The organism is Ideonella sp. FW305-24 (assembly GCF_058788035.1).
Window position 1 is genome coordinate 496,535 of the sequence record NZ_JBYTAI010000004.1, and the last position, 16,570, is coordinate 513,104.

Sequence of the window (16,570 nt, forward strand, 5' to 3'; positions counted from 1 at the left end):
GTGGCAATCAGAAGAAGAACGACAGGCCGGCCGAATACGCGCGGTATTCGCCGGTGCGCTGCTGCGACAGGAAGGCGGTGTAGAGCGTGCCGTCCAGCCGCAGCACGAAGCGGTCAGTCAGATGCCAGCGCAGGCCCAGCCGCATGTCGGCCAGCTTGGCATCGGTGGTCTGGGACTCGACCAGGCTCTGGTTCGGGATGTTCTTGAACTGGCCCACGCCGACCGCGAAATACGGCGACAGGCGCTGGTCTGACCAGGGCTCGGCCATCAGGTCTGCATGCCACAGCGTGCTGCCGGAGTACACGCCCTGCACCTGGGCCAGCGAGCCTTCGAGGCTCAGCGTGTCGGACATGCGATACGCGGTCCAGAAGCGGATCATCGGCTCGGACTTGAAGCGGCCCCAGGCAGCTCCCAGCTCCACCCTGCGGTTCAGGTAGTCGCCCAGCACCACGTTGCGGTAAAGCTGGTCGCCGCCGGCCACGACGGTATTTTCCAGCTGGCCGCGCTGCACCCAGCCGACCTTGCCGTTGGCGGTGCGGACCTGGTACCAGTCGGTGTGGCGCAACTCGATGCGCAGCCACTCCTCGCGCTTGGCGACGTAGAAGACCGGGTAGCCGCGGCCCGGGCCGCTGCGCATCTCGACGTAGGCCACCTGGACCTGCACGATCTCGACCTTGTCGTCACGGCCGGGTTCCGCGCCGACCCAGACCAGCGGCTGGGGGATGCCGACCGAGGGCACGGCCTCCGGCGCGTCGACCACCGGCATGACAGTTTGCGCCACTGCCGGCGCGGCCAAAGCCGCCAGGGCGACCAAAATCGTCAGCTGTGCGGCAAGGCCTGTCACACCGCCCAGACGTGGGAAAACGCTCATGGGGTGGTGTTGCAGGTGCCGGTGGCCGGGTCGGCGGGCGTGAACATGCTGTAGGAGGCAGTGCTGAATTCGTCCTGGCCCTGCGGCGCGGGGTTGGAGATCCAGTAGCGGATCTTCTGCGCATTCGGATCGGACTCACTCGCAAAGATCAGGCCGCCGCCGTGCAGCACGTTCTTCAGCAAGGGCTTGTCGAACAGCCGGCTGTCGTCGGCATTGCCAGGCAGCGTCACGCCCTGGGCCGAATAGAAGTTGCGGTACATGTCGGTGGCGCGGATCACGTCCGCCGACTGGCTCAGGTCCTGGGCCGCCGCGCCGCCGACCACGCGCAGCGCGCCGCCGGTGCCGGTGGTGTTGTCGTGGCAGCCACCGCTGGCGCAGGTGTTGGTGTGGTTGCTGCCGTCCGGGGCTGCCAGCGCCGCATCGAGGATGGGCTGGATGCACTTCTGGTAGTAGGCAAACGACAACTTCTCGCCTGTGGCGCCGGGCGGGTTGGTGATGTCAGGCGGGTTGCCCAGCGGGCCACCGCCACCGCAGGCAGACAGCCCGGCGGCCAGGGCGGCCAGGGCGGCCAGCCGTGCCGCAGGGCGCAGGCTGGGCGGGAACAACGGGAGCAGCAGGTTCATCGGGCGGAGACTCGGGTGCCGGCAAGCGCGGCTTTCTGTGCGGGAGGCGGCTTCACGCCGGCCTTGTGCTTGCCGGCAGCCGCGGGGTTGCTGCAGCCGGCCGCGATCCAGGCCACCATCGTGTTGTAGGTGCTGCTGCCCACCGGGAGCACGGCCTGTGCCTGGCTGGCGGCGGCGGCCGGGTGAGGGAGGGTGGACGGCCGGGCGATCAGCGGGTTGGTGCCTGGCGAGCAGACGTCCGAGATCATCGACAGCGAGACGTTGAAGTCGCCTTCCTCGCTGCCGGTCAGCACGAACTTGTTCTCGTGGAAGTCCTTGGCCGCGCTGCTGCCGATGGCCATGTGGCAGCCGTTGGCGCAGTTGGCCATCAGGATCGGATGGATGCTGGCCTCGAAGGCCTTCTCGTCCAGCGTGGCCACGGTGCGCACACCGCTGGCATCGAAGGGGTCGTTGTAGTACTGGCCGCCCAGGTCCATCCATTCGGCGACCAGGCGCTTCTCGGCCGCGTTCAGCAGGGTGGCATGGTCCGGTGCCGGCGACGCGGGCGTGGGGTGGGCGGTCGAGGCGTCGCCGCTGGCCATCAGCTTCTGGCCGGAGAGGATTTCCATCAGCCGGCTCTTGCGTGCCAGGCCCAGTGCGCTGCCTTCGCTGGCATCGTTCTGCACCAGTGCGGCCTGGCGTGTGACCATGGGCACGCCTTCTTCGAGGTGGGTCTGGGGCAGGCCGGTCTTCGGGTCCAGCACCGGGTCGCCGATCAGCAGTTCCTCGTACGAGACCAGGCGACCGCTGCCGGCCAGCGTGGCGCTCAGGTCCAGCTTGCTGGTCGTGCTGGTGGCGTTGTGGCAGCCGGTGCAGGTCATCGCGCCATCGGTGCCGCGGGTGCGGGTCCAGAGTGGCTGGATGTTGTCGACGTAGTTGATGATGCCGTTCGCGGGAGCTGCGGTGACCAGGTCGTCGGCGCTGCTGTCGTTGCCGGTGTAGCGCAGCGAAATGGCCGGGCGGGCGGTGATGCCGGGCTGGGTGGCGTCGGCCCAGATGTCGGCATACATCAGGTCGGACACCAGCTTCAGGGCCGCAGGGTCCAGCCGGGTGCGGGTGCCGGCCAGCGTTTCGCCGGATGTGCGGTAGGCGGTGAGTGCGCTGCGCAGCGCGGTGGGCACGGTGTTGACCACGGTGCCGGAATTCAGCGAGCCGCCGCGGCGTGGGCTGTGGCAGCCATCGCAGGTGCGGCGCTCTCCTGGGCGCACCTGGATCCAGTTGGTGTGGGTCTGGAAGGCCCGCCCTTGCGAGTCGATGACGGCCAGCGCCACCGGGGTGTCCGCCGGGATCGTGAGCTTGAACGAGCCATCCGGCTCGATGGGGGCATAGCCCAGGATCTGCTGCGGCTCGAAGTCGGTTTCGCCAATGGCCTGGCGCAGGCCCATGCTGCCAGAGGGTGGCGCCACCGCCCGCGTGGCGCGCACGAAGCGGGCCGGAGAGCAGTGATAAGCCGGGTCGGCCGGGTCCTTCATCTTGACCAGGTCGGCCACCTGCGAGCGGGTGTCCAGCGGGTCGGTGGGCGAGGTCTTGGGGATGGCGGCGCTGCAGTTCTCGCCGAGGTCGGTGGCGCCCAGCACCGCGTCGCCCATGCGGCCCAGGCCATCGGTGTCATAGACGCTGCGCACTTCCAGCAGGCCGAGGTCTTGCGAGGCCAGGTCGCTGTCCACCGGCGTCGGGTCGGTGGCATTCGGCTCGGTGCGGGCCTGCAGCGCAATCGGGTCGGTGTACATGAAGCCCGCGTCGGGCGAGGCCACGTTGAGCCAGGTCTGCTTGGCCGGGTCGAACATGTAGATCGCGTACGGCGGTGGCACGTCGTCCTGCAGCGTGTCGGCGGCCACGGCGTCCCGGCTGCGACCACCGTCGCTGAGGCGGGCGATCTCGTCGGCGGTCAGCGTGGCGCAGGAGACGACGTTGCCGTCGCGTGTCACCTCGCAGGGGCGGTAGGCGACCAGCAGGCGGTCGGTGCCGTCCCACAGCGGGTAGGGCGTGGTGACGCGGCCATAGTTGGACAGGCCGCGGTCCATTTCCAGCAGCTGATCGGTGATCTGGGCCTGGCCACCTTGTGTCGGCACGCTGGGGTTGGCGGGGGTGTTCTGCTCGGAGTAATTGGCCACGTCGACCCGCATCAGCGCGCCGCCTTCGTGGGTGCGCGACAGCGGCATCAGGTCGGTCGACAACTGGCCGGCGTACGCGCCCTTGGGGTCCATGTCGCGCGGGTGCAGGAAGCTGTTGCCTTCGCTGTGTGCGCCGTACAGCACGAACAGGTCGGTGCCGTCCGGCTTCATGCGGAAGACCTTGAAATGGTTGCGCCCGCCCACGTGGTCCCAGTGCGAGAACATCACGTCGCCATTCGGCCGCACGACCGGGTTGCGGTCATGGCTCTGGTTGAAGGTCAGCTGCACGATGTTGTTGCCGTCCACATCCATGCTGTGGATGTTCAGCGTGCGCTCGCGCTCGTATTCGTCCAGCGCGTAGTAGCTGCGGCCCAGTGCCTGGCTGAGGTGGGATTTGGCCTGGCGGTTCGACGCAAAGACGAAGCCGCGGTTGCCCGGCAGGTAGGCCGGGTCGACGTCGTCGTCATCGGTCGAGCTGGTCAGCCGGCGGAAGGTGCCTGCGGTCAGCCCGCCGGTCGTCATGTCGTATTCCCAGATGTTCCAGCGGCCGGTGCAGGCCGGCTGGCCGTTGACCAGCGAGGTGTTGCTGGTCGGGCAGCGCAGCGAGAAGATGACCTTCTTGCCGTCGTACGAGACTTCGGGGTCGGAGGCGTCGCCCTTGCCCTGGGTGATCAGCGTGGTGAGGTTGTGCTCAGGCGCGCTGGGCGAGGACTTTTCCCGCAGCATCAGGTCCCCGCCTTCAGCGAAGCCGGTGCCGTCGGTGGGGTTCAGGCCCACGGTGTTGACGCGCTTGACGTAGACCAGCGGCACATCGCCGTTGACGGTCAGCGTCGAGTCGCCGCTGGTGCTGCCGCCACCGCCGCAGCCAGCGAGCACGCTGGCGATGAGTAGCGTGAAAGCCGCCGCGGCACGGGTGCGCAGGTCAACAACTGGATTCATGACGGGCTTTCGCATAGAGGGCGCGCGGAGGAGGTGACAAAGAACGTCAGAAGAGGAAAAACCATGCTGACGATGCAGATTCAGTGCCCGGCTTGGCGCAATCCGCCGGAAAAGTGCAACTGGCCGTTTCCATCGACGATCACCGCGTCCACGCCGGGCAGCGTGTCGATCAGCTTCAGCCCGGCGGCGGCGCCCAGCACGAACACGGTCTTGGACAGCGCTTCGGTGGTCAGGCCGTCGTCGGCCAGGATGGTCACGCTGCGCACGCCTTCGGCTGAACGGCCGGTGCGCGGGTCCAGCAGGTGGTGGTGGCGGCGGCCGTCGCTGGCGATGAAGAAGCGCTCGTAGTCGCCGGAGGTCGAGATGGCCACGTCCTGCAGCGGCAGCACCGCGATGTTGGCGCCGGCCTCGCGCGGGTCGCGCACGGCGACCATCCACGGCCGGCCGCGGCGGTCGCCCAGCAGGTGGCTGTCGCCACCAGCGGCCACCATCGCATGGCGGATGCCGCGTTGCTTCAGCAGCGCAATTGCGTTGTCCACCGCGTGGCCCTTGGCGAAGCCGCCGAGGTCGATGCGCATGCCGGGCCTGGCGAAGCGCAGCGTGCGCTGCTGGCGGTCCAGCAGCAGGCCGCGGTAGCCAATGGCTTCACGGGCTGGCCCCAGCGCGGCGTCGCTGGGGGCGGTGCCGGCGCGGTAGTCGTAGAGCTGTCCGGCGCTGGCGTAGCTGATGTCGAAGGCGCCGCCGGAGAGTTCGGAAAAGTGCAGCGCGCGGGCGATCAGGCCGGCCATTTCTTCGCTCAGCGGCACGGCATGTTCGGCGGCCTCGCGGTTGATGCGCGAGAGTTCGGACTCGGGCCTGTGCGGGCTCATCGCCGCGTCGATGCGGTGCATCTCGGCCATCACCGCGGCCAGCGCGGCCTGGGCCTGGGCCGGGTCTTCGCACCACAGCTCGGCGCTGATGGCGGTGCCCATGATGGCCTGCTCGGCCTTGACCCAGCCAGGTTCGTCCACCGGCGAAGCCGGTGCTGGGTTGGCGCTGGGCTGGGTGGCAGTGGCGGGGCGAGTGCTGCGGCGCCAGGCTGCCGGCAGCATGTTCAGCAGACCCATGTCTGGTCCCGTGTCTGCAGCCCGAAGCGCGGCGGCCACGCGGAGTGGCACGGATGGCAAGACACAGGTACTACTCCCAAACCAAAGGGCCGGCGGCTCGGGCGGTGGCCGCGGCACTCCTGCAGACATGGGCGGTGCACGTTGCCGGTGTGGGGCCGGCCCGCGCGGTGGTCGTCCGGACCGCCCGCATGCCAGTCATCCCTGAAAGATCAGCGCGTGAGGGCGACGTTCCAAGTCAATGCCGGCAATTTGAGGTTACTTTACAGCAGGACCGACAGGGCTCGGTAACCGCTCGTTGCTGTCGCAGGGACCGCTGGTCCAGCCGGGCCGAACAGTTTTGCTCAGCGCCAATCGGCCGGCAGGCAGCGTTCCATGCGGCGGCGCGGCAGGCGCTGCAGCCGGCGCAGCAAGCCATGGTCGGCCTCGGTCGGCAGGACCGGGCCGGGGTGGCGCGCGAGCACGTCGGACTGGATTCGCAGCAGCAGGTGGGCGGTCAACAGCGCGTCGGACAAGGCGCGGTGGGCCCGGCCTTCGCGCGGCAGCGCGTGGTGCTCGGCCAGGCCGCCCAGCTTGTGGTTGGGCGCGTCGGGGTAGAGCCGGCGGCTGAGCAGCAGGGTGCAGGCGAATTCCTCGTGTGCCGGGTCTTCGGTGGCGCCGGCGAGTGCGCTCTCGGCGCGCCAGAAGCTGCGGTCGAAGGGCGCGTTGTGGGCCACCAGCGGGCAGCCGCGGGTGAAGGCCAGGACCTCGTGCATGACCTGGTCGGCCGGGGGCGCATCGGCCAGCATCGCGTTGCTGATGCCGGTCAGCTGCTCGATGAACGGTGGCACCCAGGCGCCGCTGCGCATCAGGCTCTGGTATTGGCCGACGATCTGCCCGCCGCTCACCAGCACCGCGGCAATCTCGGTCGCGCGGGCGCCCTGGCCGGCCATGCCGGTGGTCTCGAAGTCGATCACGGCGATGGTTTCGGCAGGCGGCGCCGCGCCTGGCTCGAAGGAGGCGGTGTCTTGTGGGGCGGTGGCGGACGGGCTCAGCATGCCGCCATTGTCGCGGGGCTCACGGCCGCGCTGCGGGTCAGTTGCCGGACTGGGCCGCGGGCAAGGCTTCGGGCTCGCCCCGTTCCGGCTGGCCATTGGCGTCGATGGCCAGGAAGGGCAGGCCCTGGCTGCGCAGGAAGGGCAGGGCCTGTGGGCCGAGCAGCATCGCGATGGTGGAGATCGTGCCGGCTGCCAGGCAGGCGGGTGCGACAACGCTGATCGACTGCCAGCCCTGCGCCGGCCAGCCGCTGCGCGGATCCAGGATGTGGCAGTAGCGCCGGCCATCAATCTCGAAGTAGCGCTCGTAGTCACCGCTGGTGGCCAGCGCGCCCTGGTGCAGCGGGATGCTGGCCACGATGGCGTTGGCGTCCCGGGGATGGGCGATGCCGAAGTGCCAGGCTTGGCCGTCGTCGCGGCGGCCCACGGCGCGCAGGTCCCCACCGAGGTTGACCAGCGCGGCGCCGATCCCGGCCTCGACCAGCAGCGTGGCGGCACGGTCCACGGCGTACTCCTTGCCGATGCCGCCGAAGTCCAGTTCCATGCCGGGCCTTGGCAGGTGCAGCGCCGGGCGCTGCCACGTCACTTTGGACCAGCCGACCAGCGGCATCAGTGCGGCGATTTCCCCGGCAGTTGGCAGGCGGCCGGCACCAAAGTCCCAGGCGCGCCGCAGGACCCCGGTCGTGAGGTCGAATGCGCCGCCGCTGGCTGCATGGGCGCTGACGGCGAAGTCCAGCAGGTCGCAAGTCTCGGTGTCGAGTTCGACCGGGGCCGACAGGCCTGCGGCCCGATTGATGTGCGACACCACGCTGTCGTTTCGATAGCGTGAGTATTTGGCTTCGATGCGGTGGACTTCGGCGATGGCCGCCTCGACGGCTGGTGCGGTGGCCGGCGTGGCGCGCTGGACCTGGATGCGGCAGGGGCTGCCCATGGCGTGGAAGTCCGTGTGGAACTCCGCCTGGGCACTTGCGCCCGCGGCACTCATTGCACGGTGCAGCCGATGCGCTCGCTGCCCAGTGCCACGTCATCGATCCAGACGGTGTTGGTGGTGCCGCCGTAGGCCTCCCATCCCAGCTTCAGGTCGCTCAGTGCCGGCCGCCAGGAGGGGGACTGCGTGATCCAGCTCTGGTCCACATCGTTGGTGGCGCTGCCGTCCTCCTGCAGGCCTGCGGGCGCCACGCCATCGATCCAGGTCTGGATGGTGCCGGCAGACTGGTCAATGCGGAACTCGACGCAGGTCCAGGTCTGGGGCTTCAGGGCCTGACTCAAGGAGATGCCTGTCGGGCTGAGCGAAGGCAGCGTCGCATCGTCCTTGGACCGGTTCCACATCAGGATGCCGCTTTGTCCGCCCATGCGAAGCTCCTGGCTTTGCGAACCGTTGGAATCGTTCGCGTCCCGCATCGAAAGAAAGGTCACGTGGGCATCGTTGAGGGCGCTTGCGAGCCGGATGTAGAAGCGGCCGTAGCGCACATTGCCGAGCAGGCTGATCGTGGCGTTCTGGATGAAGGCGTGGCCGCAGTAGTCGCTGCCCGGGTCGATGCGCACGGAATGCGTTCCACTGTGGGCCTGCGCGGCATCAACGACGGCATGGCCTGAGCCGGAGAAACAGTTCGGCCCGCCGACGCTCCAGCGCGCGGTGTCCGGCGCGCTGTCCGCCGTGTCGAACTCGAAGCCGTCGCACAGGGCCAGCGTCGAGCACGAAGCCGTGGCGCCGGTGCCGCCTCCGCTGGCATCGCCACCCTCCGCGCCGCCGCCGCTGGTGCCACCTCCGCTGGTGTCCCCGCCACCGCTGCTGCCTCCGTCGGTACTGCCGCCGCTGGTGTCCCCACCACCGGTGCCGCCGCCGCTGGTGCCGCCGCCACTGCTGTCTCCACCACCCGTGCTGCCACCGCCGCCTGAGGTTTCGGTCGAGCCGATGGTCGTGCCGCTGACGGCATCGGTGTTCCAGCTCGGCTGGTTGCCACTGCCGCCGCCGCAGCTGGCGAGCAGGAGGAGGACGGCAAGACTCACGGGGATCCTGGGCCAGGGATGCAGGGGATTCATCATGGTGGCGATCAGAAGCTGTAGGCCAGGCCCAGTTGAAGAGAGGTGGCGCGGAAGGGATCGATGCCCAGCGAGCCGTGGCCGCCTATCCGCCACTGCGCGCGTTGTTCGTAGCGCTCGACCTTGGCATCTGCCGTCCAGGCACCCAGGGTGTACTCGGCCTTCAGTCCTGCCGTGAAGGCGCCGAAGGCCGAGAGTCGCTGGTCGTCCGAGCTGTAGGTGGCTTCGGCCGGCAGGCCTGGGTAGACCTCGACGTCGGTCACCGGGTCGTGATAGAACGAAGCGGAGGACTGGGTGTAGTAGCGCAGCAGCGGCGAGAGCTTGAGGCTTTCGGTCACCGGCTGCACCCACTGTGCGTCCAGCGAATGCGCGCCAATGCCGAAGCTGTCGTGGTAGTAGCGGTAGCCGGTTCGCAGCGTGGCGCCCCATCCCTGCATGTGATGGTTCCAGCGCAGCTGGAAGACGGTGGTGAAGCGCTCTCGGGGCCGGCTGTCGAATTGCTTGTACGGGTCGCTGAAATACCCGTTCCCGAAATTCAGGCCCAGCGTCGCCTGGATCAGGTCGTTGCGCGTGAACGCGCGTGTCACCCCGACCATCGTCTCGATGGTGCGTTTGTGATCCTGAGCGACCCCCAGCACGCCGCCGCCGGTGGGCGCTATGGTGTCCTTGCTCAGGCCGAGCGCCGCCGTGAGGGTGTTGTTGTTGTCCTCGGTGGACCAGCGGCCCTCGACGGACAGCGCGTTGGAGACGTAGTCGTTCTCGCTGGAGTGCGACACGCCCACGGCCAGGGCAGAACGCTCGCTGAAGTGCGTGACCTTGAGGTCGCCGGCCACCCGGCGATCGCTCATCCGGCTGGCACCGCTGATGTCGCTGTAGTAGCGCGGGGTGGCGCCGGACACTTCGTCGACCACCGCCGAGGCGTCGACCAGCCACTGCCTGCCGATCGGCAGGCTCAGCAGGGCCGACGGCGAGCTGACCTGGATGCGCTTGAAGGTGGAGGGCTCGCTGCCGTCGTAGAACGGGTACTGCGTCTGCACCGACTGGCTGTCCTGGTAGTGCAGGTACTTCAGCGCGATCAAGGCCTTTTCCGGCGCTTCTTCGGCCAGCGCGGGGCGTGGCATCACGCCGGGCACTGCCAAGGCAGCCGCGGCCAGCCAGCCGAGCGGGCGGGCGACATCAGTTGCAGCCACAGCCGCCTCCGCCCACGCCGCCGCCGCCAGCGGCCGCCTCCTTGCTCTGGTAGATGTGCTGGGTGTAACGCTGGTCCAGCGCGTCGCCACCCATGGTCATTTCCGGCTTGGCCAGGTTGCCCTTTTCCCAGGGCTTGGGGCCTGCAGACAACCAGTCGGAAGGGGGGGCATCCTGGACCTTGAACGATCCGGGAAGGGCGCAGCCGGCCAGCGACGACAGGGCGGCCAGGGCGACGAATAGTCGTGGTGTCATCGCCGCGCTTCCAGTGCGCGGGCGATGCGCTGCTCCAGCACCGTGGCGTCTTCGTCGCGGAAGCCGGCGTGCAGGCTGTCGATGAAACCGTTGGCGCCGATCAGCACCGAACTGGGCATGCCCTTGACGCCGAACAGGCCCGGTGTCTTGCCCTGTGTGTCGAAGCCGATGGTGAACTTGGCGGGCACCTGGGCCAGGAAGTGCTCGGCATCTTCACGCCGCTCGTCGAGGTTGATCGCCACGATGCGCAGGCCTGCAGGCCCGTACTTGGCCTGCATCTCGTTCATCCAGGGGAAGGACTTCTTGCACGGCCCGCACCACGAGGCCCAGAAATCCAGCAGCACCACCTGGCCCTGGAAGCTCCCCATGCGCAGAGGCTGGCCGCCTGCGGCGGTCGCACTGATCTCCGGTGCGAACTGTCCCGGTGCCACTGCCGCGGCGGGTGAGGCCGCGGCAGCGCAGGCGGCCAGCGCGACAGTGGCAAGCAGGCGAGCGGCCCAAAGCTTGTTCTTCATCACGGTTCTTTTTCTCACGGTTGTCTGTCCTTCTCACTTCACAGCCGAACGCCGGCCTGCCCAGGTCAGCAGCAGCGCCATCAGGGCCAGGGCGAGCAAGGCCTCGAAGGAAACGGCACCGCCGCCACCCACGTTGGTCACTTCCGTTTTCGCCTCGGCCTGCAGCGGCACGTCCAGCGCGCTGGTGTCTGCGGCCACGATGCGCAAGGTGCCTGTCGCGCTGCCTCCGGTGCTGGGTGCGAACTGCACGGCCAGCGTGCAGGAGGCGCCCGGGGCCAGCGTCCACGGCATGCTGGCGCAGGCGTCGCTGGCGGCGGCAGCCTGCACCACGAAACCGCCTGTCGTGCTGACGCCGTTGAGGGTCGCCGTGGCATTGGACTGGTTGGTGACACGGATCACCAGCGGCTCGCTGCGGCCCCCGGTTCGCACGACGATGGCGCGGAAGTCCAGCGTGCTTTGGTCGGCCACGAAGGGCGACGAGAGATTGCCCCCACCACCGCTTCCACCACCGCCACTGCCGCCACCACCGCTGCCGCCACCACCGCTGCCACCGCCGCCAGTGCTGGTACTGGCCGCGCCGACACCGCTGAGTGCAATCTCGGCCGGGTTCTCTCCGTCCGAAGCCACGAGCAGGGTCGCGCTCAGGCTGCCGGCACTGTCCGGGACGAAAGAGACGACGACGGTGCAGCTCTCGCCTTCGGCCAGGTGCACACCGCCCAGGCATGTGCCGCCGCCCACCGAGAAGGCCTGCGGCGACACGCCGGCCAGGCCGAAGGCTGACACCGCCACTTCGCCGGGCCCTTTGTTCACCAGGGTCAGCGCCTCCGAGGCCAGGGACTTGCCGACCTCGGTGGTGGCGAAGGCAATTTTTGTGTCGCTGCCCTGCCAGACCAGCACGGGCAGTGCGCTCGTCACGCCCAGGCCTGTCAGCACGATGCTGTTGGGCGAGCTGAAGGCATTGCTGACGATCTGCACCTGTTCCGCCGCGGTGGCGCCGGCCGGCGTGAAGCTCACGCCGATGCTGCATGCGCTGCCGGCTGTCAGTTGCGGTGGACAGTCGTGGTTGACGCTGAACTCGCTGGATGAGCTGGTGATGGCCGAGATGTTCAGCGCCGCGCTGCCACTGTTGCTGAGGATGGCCAGATGGGGGGACGAGGTGGTGCCCAGCGCCACCCGGCCGAAGCCCAGTGCCACTGGCGAGAGGCTCAGCGAGGGAGCGGGTGTCGCGATGGCCTCGCCCGACAGCGAGACCGATGCCGTGCCGGAGGGGGTGTTGGATGCGATGTCCAGCGTTGCCACGCGCGTGCCCAAGGCACTGGGCTTGAGTGCCACCGTGATGGTGCAGGTGCTGCCGGGCGCGACGGGCGAGCCGCCCTGGCAGGTGCCGCCAAGCACCATGTCCGCTGCGTGCGCTCCGCTGGCGCTGATGCCGTTGATAGCCAGGCTGGCCGCACCGGCGTTGCCCACTTCCAGCGTGCGCGGCGGTCCGGCGATGCCGAGCGCCTGCGTGCCCAGGTCCAGCCGGGTCGCGTTGAGCGTCATGTTGGGCGACGGTGCAGCGGTTCCCTCGCCGACCAGGGCCACAGTCGAGCTGCCGGAGCCGGCGTTGTGCTGAAGGACCACCGCGGCGCTGCGCGTGCCGAGCGCGGCCGGCGAGAAGCTCAGGTCCAGCACGCAGTTGCTGCTCACGGCCACGGTGGCGCCCGCGATGCAGGTGCTGCCCGAGCCCAGCGCATAGTCCGTGGCGCTGGTACCGGTGACCTGCACCGAGCCGATCACCAGCGTGGCGGCACCGGTGTTGCTGACGACCACGCGCTGGCTGGCCGATGTGCTGCCAACGGCCTGCGAGAAGGTGAGCTGCGTGGGTGACAGGGACACGGTGGGCGCTGTGTCGCCGCCCAGGCCCGCCAGGCTCACGGTGCTGGCACCGCCCGGGCCGTTGTGCGCGGCGGTGAGGGTGCCGGAGCGCGTGCCCGCCAGGGTGGGGCGGAAGGTCAAGGCCACCGTGCAGCTGCCCCCCGCCACCATTTGCATGCCCTTGGTGCAGGTGCCGCCGGCGATGGCGAAATCGCTGCCCGCGGTGACGCCGATGTCTCCCAGCACCAGGGCCGCTGTCGCGCTCGCCGCATTGCCAATGGTGACGGTCTGGACCGGCGTGGTCTGGCCGATGGGCTGGGTGCCGAACTGGAGGCTGGCCGGCGACACCGTCGGGTTGGGCGCAGCCGCCACCGGCAGGTAGACCGGCGTGCCGCCCAGCTTGCCGGCGATGTAGGCGGCCAGGTCGTTGAATTCCGCGTCGCTCAGCCGCCCGCTGAGGAACTGCATCTGGCTTTGCGCGCTGATGGCCGACTTGATCTTGCCCGCGTCAATGCCGTTGGTGATGCGGTTCTGCGCCCCGCTGGGCAGCGTGCCGTGGCAGGCCGAGTTCGAGCAGCTGCGCTTGGCGCTGACGAGGGTCGCAATGTAGAGGTTGCCGCCGTTGCTGGCGTCCTGCGCCCAGGCGCCAACCCAGCAGAGGGCCAGCGCGGCCAGGCAGGCCGCGGTCCGTAAGACTCGCCACATCGCGTCAGGCCCTCAGCCAGGGCAGGTCCTGCCCAGCCACATTCCAGATCGCGTCGGTATGGTCGCCGTTGGCGCCGCGCACGTTGGGGTAGCCCACCACCGTGGTTTCCTGCTCGGAGCGGGTCACGCCCATGGCGCGCAGGATCATGCCCATCCACTGGTTGTAGATCAGGCCCGAGTACCAGTGCGGGTCGGAAGACCAGCTGAACGAGGTGAGGTCGCGATAGTCCAGGTACTGCCCCGTCTTGAAGTAGCCGCCGGCGTTGCCCAGGCTCACCACCGGAATGCAGCGGTTGTGGTGGTGCCCCGGGTTGCCACCTGAGCCCAGTTCGAAGGCACTGGCGAGCAGCGTCTTGTCGAAGATGGTCGCGCCATCTGCGGTGGTGATCTGGTCCAGCTTGTTGGCGAGGTTGAGCATCGCGCCCTCGAACTGCAGTTGCACGGCAGCATTGAAGCCTGCGCGGCGAGCGGGATCGTCCAGCGCGTGGGCATAGTTGTTGTGCCAGGCGAATTCAGAGTCCGGCCCGAAGGTGTAGGTGTTGGGGCCGCAGACGTAGACACGGCTGATGCCGGCCGCAAAGGCTGCTGCAACGATGTCGTTCCAGAGCTTCTCGCAGGCGGCCTGCTGCTCTGGTTTTCCGTAGAAGCCCTCGGCGGCTTCGACGGCCGACGTGTCGGTGGTCGGGCGCGGGAAGCTGCTGCTGCCATTGGCGGTGCTGGTCACCTGGCCCTGCACGTCGTTCAAGAGGTCCAGGTAGTTGGACAGCCGGTTGCGGCAATCGGCGGAGCAGGCCGGATCGGACATCACCAGGTCGGCATGTTCCTTGACCCGGTCGACCAGCACGATGGACGGCTCGCCTGGCGTGGTGGTGGTGCCGAACAGGCGGTCGAACAGCTTGACGTTGCTTTCGGCGGTCTGCTCGGTCTGCGTGGTGCTGCTGCCGTTGCCGGACAGCGAGACCAGGTTGCGCACGATGGCGCCCTGTGGTGGCCGCGCGGGATAGAAGCCGGTCGAGCGTGCCAGCACCTGGTCGATGCTGGGGCTGCCGCCGTCGCCGCCCAGCGAATAGCCGCGGTTGTGGCCCACGCTGGTGTGGTAGTCCAGCCCGTTGATGACGTTCATGCGCGACAACATGCGGGGCGACAGGGCACTGGCGGCGGCGCTGAGGATGTCGCTGATGACCACCTTGTCGCCGGAGGTCTTGGACTGCAGCGGCATGCCGCGCACCGCGACGCCGCCGGCAGTCGTGGTCTGGCTGGCGGCGAGGTCGAGCAAAGGGCCGTAGAACTGGCTCTGGAACACACCGTGCCAGGTGGTCATGTGCACGAAGTAGCGCTCGGCGCTGAGCGCTGCCTGGGCGGCCGCACGGGCTTCGCGCGGCAGCAGCGAGGGCAGCAGCGGCAAGGCCAGTGCCGTGCCGCCGCCGATCAGGAACTGGCGCCGCGTCAAAGGGTTGTAGGCCGGCTTCATGGCGCCACCTTCGCGATCATCTGGAACTCCTTGCGCAGCGCGATGGCGGCCATCAGACGGCGGATGTTGGTGCCGCTGGCGGCTTGCTGGCGAAGCGCCTCGATCAGCTCGGCGTCGTCGGCGGTGTCGGCGCGGCCGAAGGTGTAGCGGGCGTAGTTGCGGGCGAAGCATTTCTCGAAAGCGCCGCTGTCGAGCATCAGCTGCTGTGCTTCGCCAGCGGTGGCCACCGAGCGGGCAGCAATGCCGGCCAGCGTTGCCACCGCCGCGGTGTCGATCGGCTTTTCGCCCATCACCTTGCCGTTGTCATCGCGCACCACCTCGGTCTGTCGCAGGCGCCCCAGCGCATCGAAGTGCTCGAACACAAAGCCCAGGGGGTTGATTTGCGCCTGGTGGCAACCGATGCAGGAGGTGCCTTCCATCTGGGTCACGCGCTCGGTGCGCTGGCGGGTGGTCAGCACGCCGCTGAGATCAGCCTTGGCGTTGGACTGGTCCATCGCCGGCGGCGGCAGCGTCTGGCAGGTGAGTGCGTTCAGCACGCGGATGCCGCGGCGGATGGGCAGCGTGGTGTCGGACGAGCCGTTGGCGATCAGGCCGATGCGGGTGGTCAGGCCCACCCGCTGCGATTCGGTGAACAGCGGGGGCGTGGACTTGCCGTCCCAGACGGCGGTGTTGTAGAGCGTGGCGATGTCCGCAGTGCGGGCGAAGGCGTGGCGGTCGGTCAGCAACTGCTGCAGCGAGCCATCGCGCGATGAGACGTAGGACACCATGTCCAGCACTTCGTTGATGGCCGCATCCCGGGTGGTGGACAGCGGTTTGTAGCTGCCCGCGAAGGCATCGAATTTCGCGTTGCCGACCTTGCCGTTCATCGCCACCAGTTCTTCGAGCTTGAACCAGCTGCTGAAGAAGCGCCTCGTCGGCGCCTCGGCGCGCGCATCGGCGGCCAGCCGGGCCACCTGGGCCTGGTAGACCGCCGGGTCCAGCAGGCTGCCGTCGTCGGCCGCGCTGGCCAGCGGGGCGTCGGGCACGGTGTCCCAGAATTGATAGGACAGGCGCGAGGCCACTTCGTGAGCGGTCAGCGGGACGCATTGGCCATCGCCTCCGCTCGTCTGGCCCAGTTCGACGCGCAGGTAGAAGCTGGCCGAGGCCATCATCGTGGCCAGTACCTTGGACATGGCTTCCGGCGTCTTCGCCCCACCGGCCGCAGCCACGTAGACCGCGACCTCGGCGTCCGTCATCGGCCGGCGGAAGAACAGGCGCCCGGCGCGGCGGGCAAAGCTGGCCATGCAGGTGTTGGCGTCGCTGCCGCAACTGCCGAGCAGGCTGGTCACGCGTGCGGGGTCGGCCGTGACGGCCTTGGCCAGCGTCTGGGCTGCCTGGTGCAGCGCAGTCGCCTGGCGGGCGCTGAGCGCCGTGTCCAGCCGTGCGAAGCCTGTGTGGCGGGTGCTGTCGGGGTCGACCAGCGTGTCGGGCGGAAACTGCGCCTGATCGACCACGGTCGACTCGACGGTGGCGGCCAGGGTGGCATCGCCGGTCAATTGCTGTATCGCATCTGTGAGCGAGTTGGTCAGCTGGATGCGGGTCAGCCGGCGAGGCACAGCGGCTGCATGGCAGCCCGGGAAATGCGCGCTGCCTGTCTCCGCGGCCGCCACCGCCTGCACCTGGGCATGCGGATCCATGCCTCGGGTGTAGGTGGTGGTGACGACGTTGACCGGGCTTGAACCGCCGCTCCCCGACGTGGACGCACCATCCCCTCCGCTGCCGCCGCATGCAGCCAGGGCAGCCGCAAGAACGGCTGCCCAAACCAGTTTCTTCA

13 protein-coding genes are annotated in these 16,570 nt (G+C 68.9%); all 13 read right to left on the reverse strand.

The genetic code is table 11. The features are described from left to right. Positions 1 to 7: 7 nt before the first annotated feature. Positions 8 to 871, reverse strand: a complete 864-nt coding sequence (locus tag AC3WR5_RS14190; protein WP_492485345.1) for an SH3 domain-containing protein — start codon at positions 869 to 871, stop codon at positions 8 to 10. Beyond that, on the reverse strand, positions 868 to 1,494 hold the full coding sequence (locus AC3WR5_RS14195) for a hypothetical protein (protein WP_231011097.1): 627 nt from the start codon (positions 1,492 to 1,494) through the stop codon (positions 868 to 870). The genes AC3WR5_RS14190 and AC3WR5_RS14195 overlap by 4 nt, the downstream gene beginning before the upstream one ends. Beyond that, positions 1,491 to 4,586, reverse strand: coding sequence for an HzsA-related protein (locus AC3WR5_RS14200; protein WP_492485348.1), 3,096 nt, complete (start codon positions 4,584 to 4,586; stop codon positions 1,491 to 1,493). The genes AC3WR5_RS14195 and AC3WR5_RS14200 overlap by 4 nt, the downstream gene beginning before the upstream one ends. A gap of 80 nt (positions 4,587 to 4,666) precedes the next feature. Continuing rightward, the gene (locus AC3WR5_RS14205; protein ID WP_492485349.1) at positions 4,667 to 5,692 is read right to left on the reverse strand and encodes an FAD:protein FMN transferase; all 1,026 of its coding nucleotides are present in this window, start codon (positions 5,690 to 5,692) and stop codon (positions 4,667 to 4,669) included. 341 nt (positions 5,693 to 6,033) lie between these two features. Then, positions 6,034 to 6,726 carry a 3'-5' exonuclease gene (locus AC3WR5_RS14210; protein ID WP_492485351.1) on the reverse strand — a complete coding sequence of 231 codons (693 nt, stop codon included), beginning with the start codon at positions 6,724 to 6,726 and terminating at the stop codon, positions 6,034 to 6,036. Between the two features lie 37 nt (positions 6,727 to 6,763). Continuing rightward, a complete protein-coding gene (locus tag AC3WR5_RS14215; RefSeq protein ID WP_492485353.1) occupies positions 6,764 to 7,654 on the reverse strand; it encodes an FAD:protein FMN transferase in 891 nt (296 codons plus the stop codon). 50 nt (positions 7,655 to 7,704) lie between these two features. Next, positions 7,705 to 8,733: a hypothetical protein gene (locus AC3WR5_RS14220; protein ID WP_492485354.1), complete on the reverse strand. Its 1,029-nt coding sequence runs from the start codon at positions 8,731 to 8,733 to the stop codon at positions 7,705 to 7,707. 44 nt (positions 8,734 to 8,777) lie between these two features. Further along, positions 8,778 to 9,956 carry a DUF3570 domain-containing protein gene (locus tag AC3WR5_RS14225; protein ID WP_492485356.1) on the reverse strand — a complete coding sequence of 393 codons (1,179 nt, stop codon included), beginning with the start codon at positions 9,954 to 9,956 and terminating at the stop codon, positions 8,778 to 8,780. Further along, positions 9,943 to 10,209 (reverse strand): DUF4266 domain-containing protein, encoded by a 267-nt coding sequence (locus AC3WR5_RS14230; RefSeq protein ID WP_492485358.1) that lies wholly within the window; start codon positions 10,207 to 10,209, stop codon positions 9,943 to 9,945. The genes AC3WR5_RS14225 and AC3WR5_RS14230 overlap by 14 nt, the downstream gene beginning before the upstream one ends. Beyond that, positions 10,206 to 10,724: a TlpA family protein disulfide reductase gene (locus AC3WR5_RS14235; protein WP_492485360.1), complete on the reverse strand. Its 519-nt coding sequence runs from the start codon at positions 10,722 to 10,724 to the stop codon at positions 10,206 to 10,208. The genes AC3WR5_RS14230 and AC3WR5_RS14235 overlap by 4 nt, the downstream gene beginning before the upstream one ends. A gap of 33 nt (positions 10,725 to 10,757) precedes the next feature. After that, positions 10,758 to 13,286: a choice-of-anchor D domain-containing protein gene (locus tag AC3WR5_RS14240; RefSeq protein WP_492485362.1), complete on the reverse strand. Its 2,529-nt coding sequence runs from the start codon at positions 13,284 to 13,286 to the stop codon at positions 10,758 to 10,760. Positions 13,287 to 13,290: 4 nt separating this feature from the next. Further along, the gene (locus tag AC3WR5_RS14245) at positions 13,291 to 14,757 is read right to left on the reverse strand and encodes a DUF1552 domain-containing protein (protein ID WP_492485364.1); all 1,467 of its coding nucleotides are present in this window, start codon (positions 14,755 to 14,757) and stop codon (positions 13,291 to 13,293) included. Then, on the reverse strand, positions 14,754 to 16,433 hold the full coding sequence (locus tag AC3WR5_RS14250; RefSeq protein ID WP_492485366.1) for a DUF1592 domain-containing protein: 1,680 nt from the start codon (positions 16,431 to 16,433) through the stop codon (positions 14,754 to 14,756). Before AC3WR5_RS14250 ends, AC3WR5_RS14245 begins: the two co-directional genes overlap by 4 nt. Positions 16,434 to 16,570 lie beyond the last annotated feature (137 nt).

What these genes read in the sequence shown, in the direction of transcription:
- AC3WR5_RS14190 (WP_492485345.1), bottom strand. Translation starts at nt 871, where the DNA reads ATGAGCGTTTTCCCACGTCTGGGCGGTGTGACAGGCCTTGCCGCACAG.
- AC3WR5_RS14195 (WP_231011097.1), bottom strand. Translation starts at nt 1,494, where the DNA reads ATGAACCTGCTGCTCCCGTTGTTCCCGCCCAGCCTGCGCCCTGCGGCA.
- AC3WR5_RS14200 (WP_492485348.1), bottom strand. Translation starts at nt 4,586, where the DNA reads ATGAATCCAGTTGTTGACCTGCGCACCCGTGCCGCGGCGGCTTTCACG.
- AC3WR5_RS14205 (WP_492485349.1), bottom strand. Translation starts at nt 5,692, where the DNA reads ATGGGTCTGCTGAACATGCTGCCGGCAGCCTGGCGCCGCAGCACTCGC.
- AC3WR5_RS14210 (WP_492485351.1), bottom strand. Translation starts at nt 6,726, where the DNA reads ATGCTGAGCCCGTCCGCCACCGCCCCACAAGACACCGCCTCCTTCGAG.
- AC3WR5_RS14215 (WP_492485353.1), bottom strand. Translation starts at nt 7,654, where the DNA reads ATGGGCAGCCCCTGCCGCATCCAGGTCCAGCGCGCCACGCCGGCCACC.
- AC3WR5_RS14230 (WP_492485358.1), bottom strand. Translation starts at nt 10,209, where the DNA reads ATGACACCACGACTATTCGTCGCCCTGGCCGCCCTGTCGTCGCTGGCC.
- AC3WR5_RS14235 (WP_492485360.1), bottom strand. Translation starts at nt 10,724, where the DNA reads ATGAAGAACAAGCTTTGGGCCGCTCGCCTGCTTGCCACTGTCGCGCTG.
- AC3WR5_RS14240 (WP_492485362.1), bottom strand. Translation starts at nt 13,286, where the DNA reads ATGTGGCGAGTCTTACGGACCGCGGCCTGCCTGGCCGCGCTGGCCCTC.
- AC3WR5_RS14245 (WP_492485364.1), bottom strand. Translation starts at nt 14,757, where the DNA reads ATGAAGCCGGCCTACAACCCTTTGACGCGGCGCCAGTTCCTGATCGGC.
- AC3WR5_RS14250 (WP_492485366.1), bottom strand. Translation starts at nt 16,433, where the DNA reads ATGGATCCGCATGCCCAGGTGCAGGCGGTGGCGGCCGCGGAGACAGGC.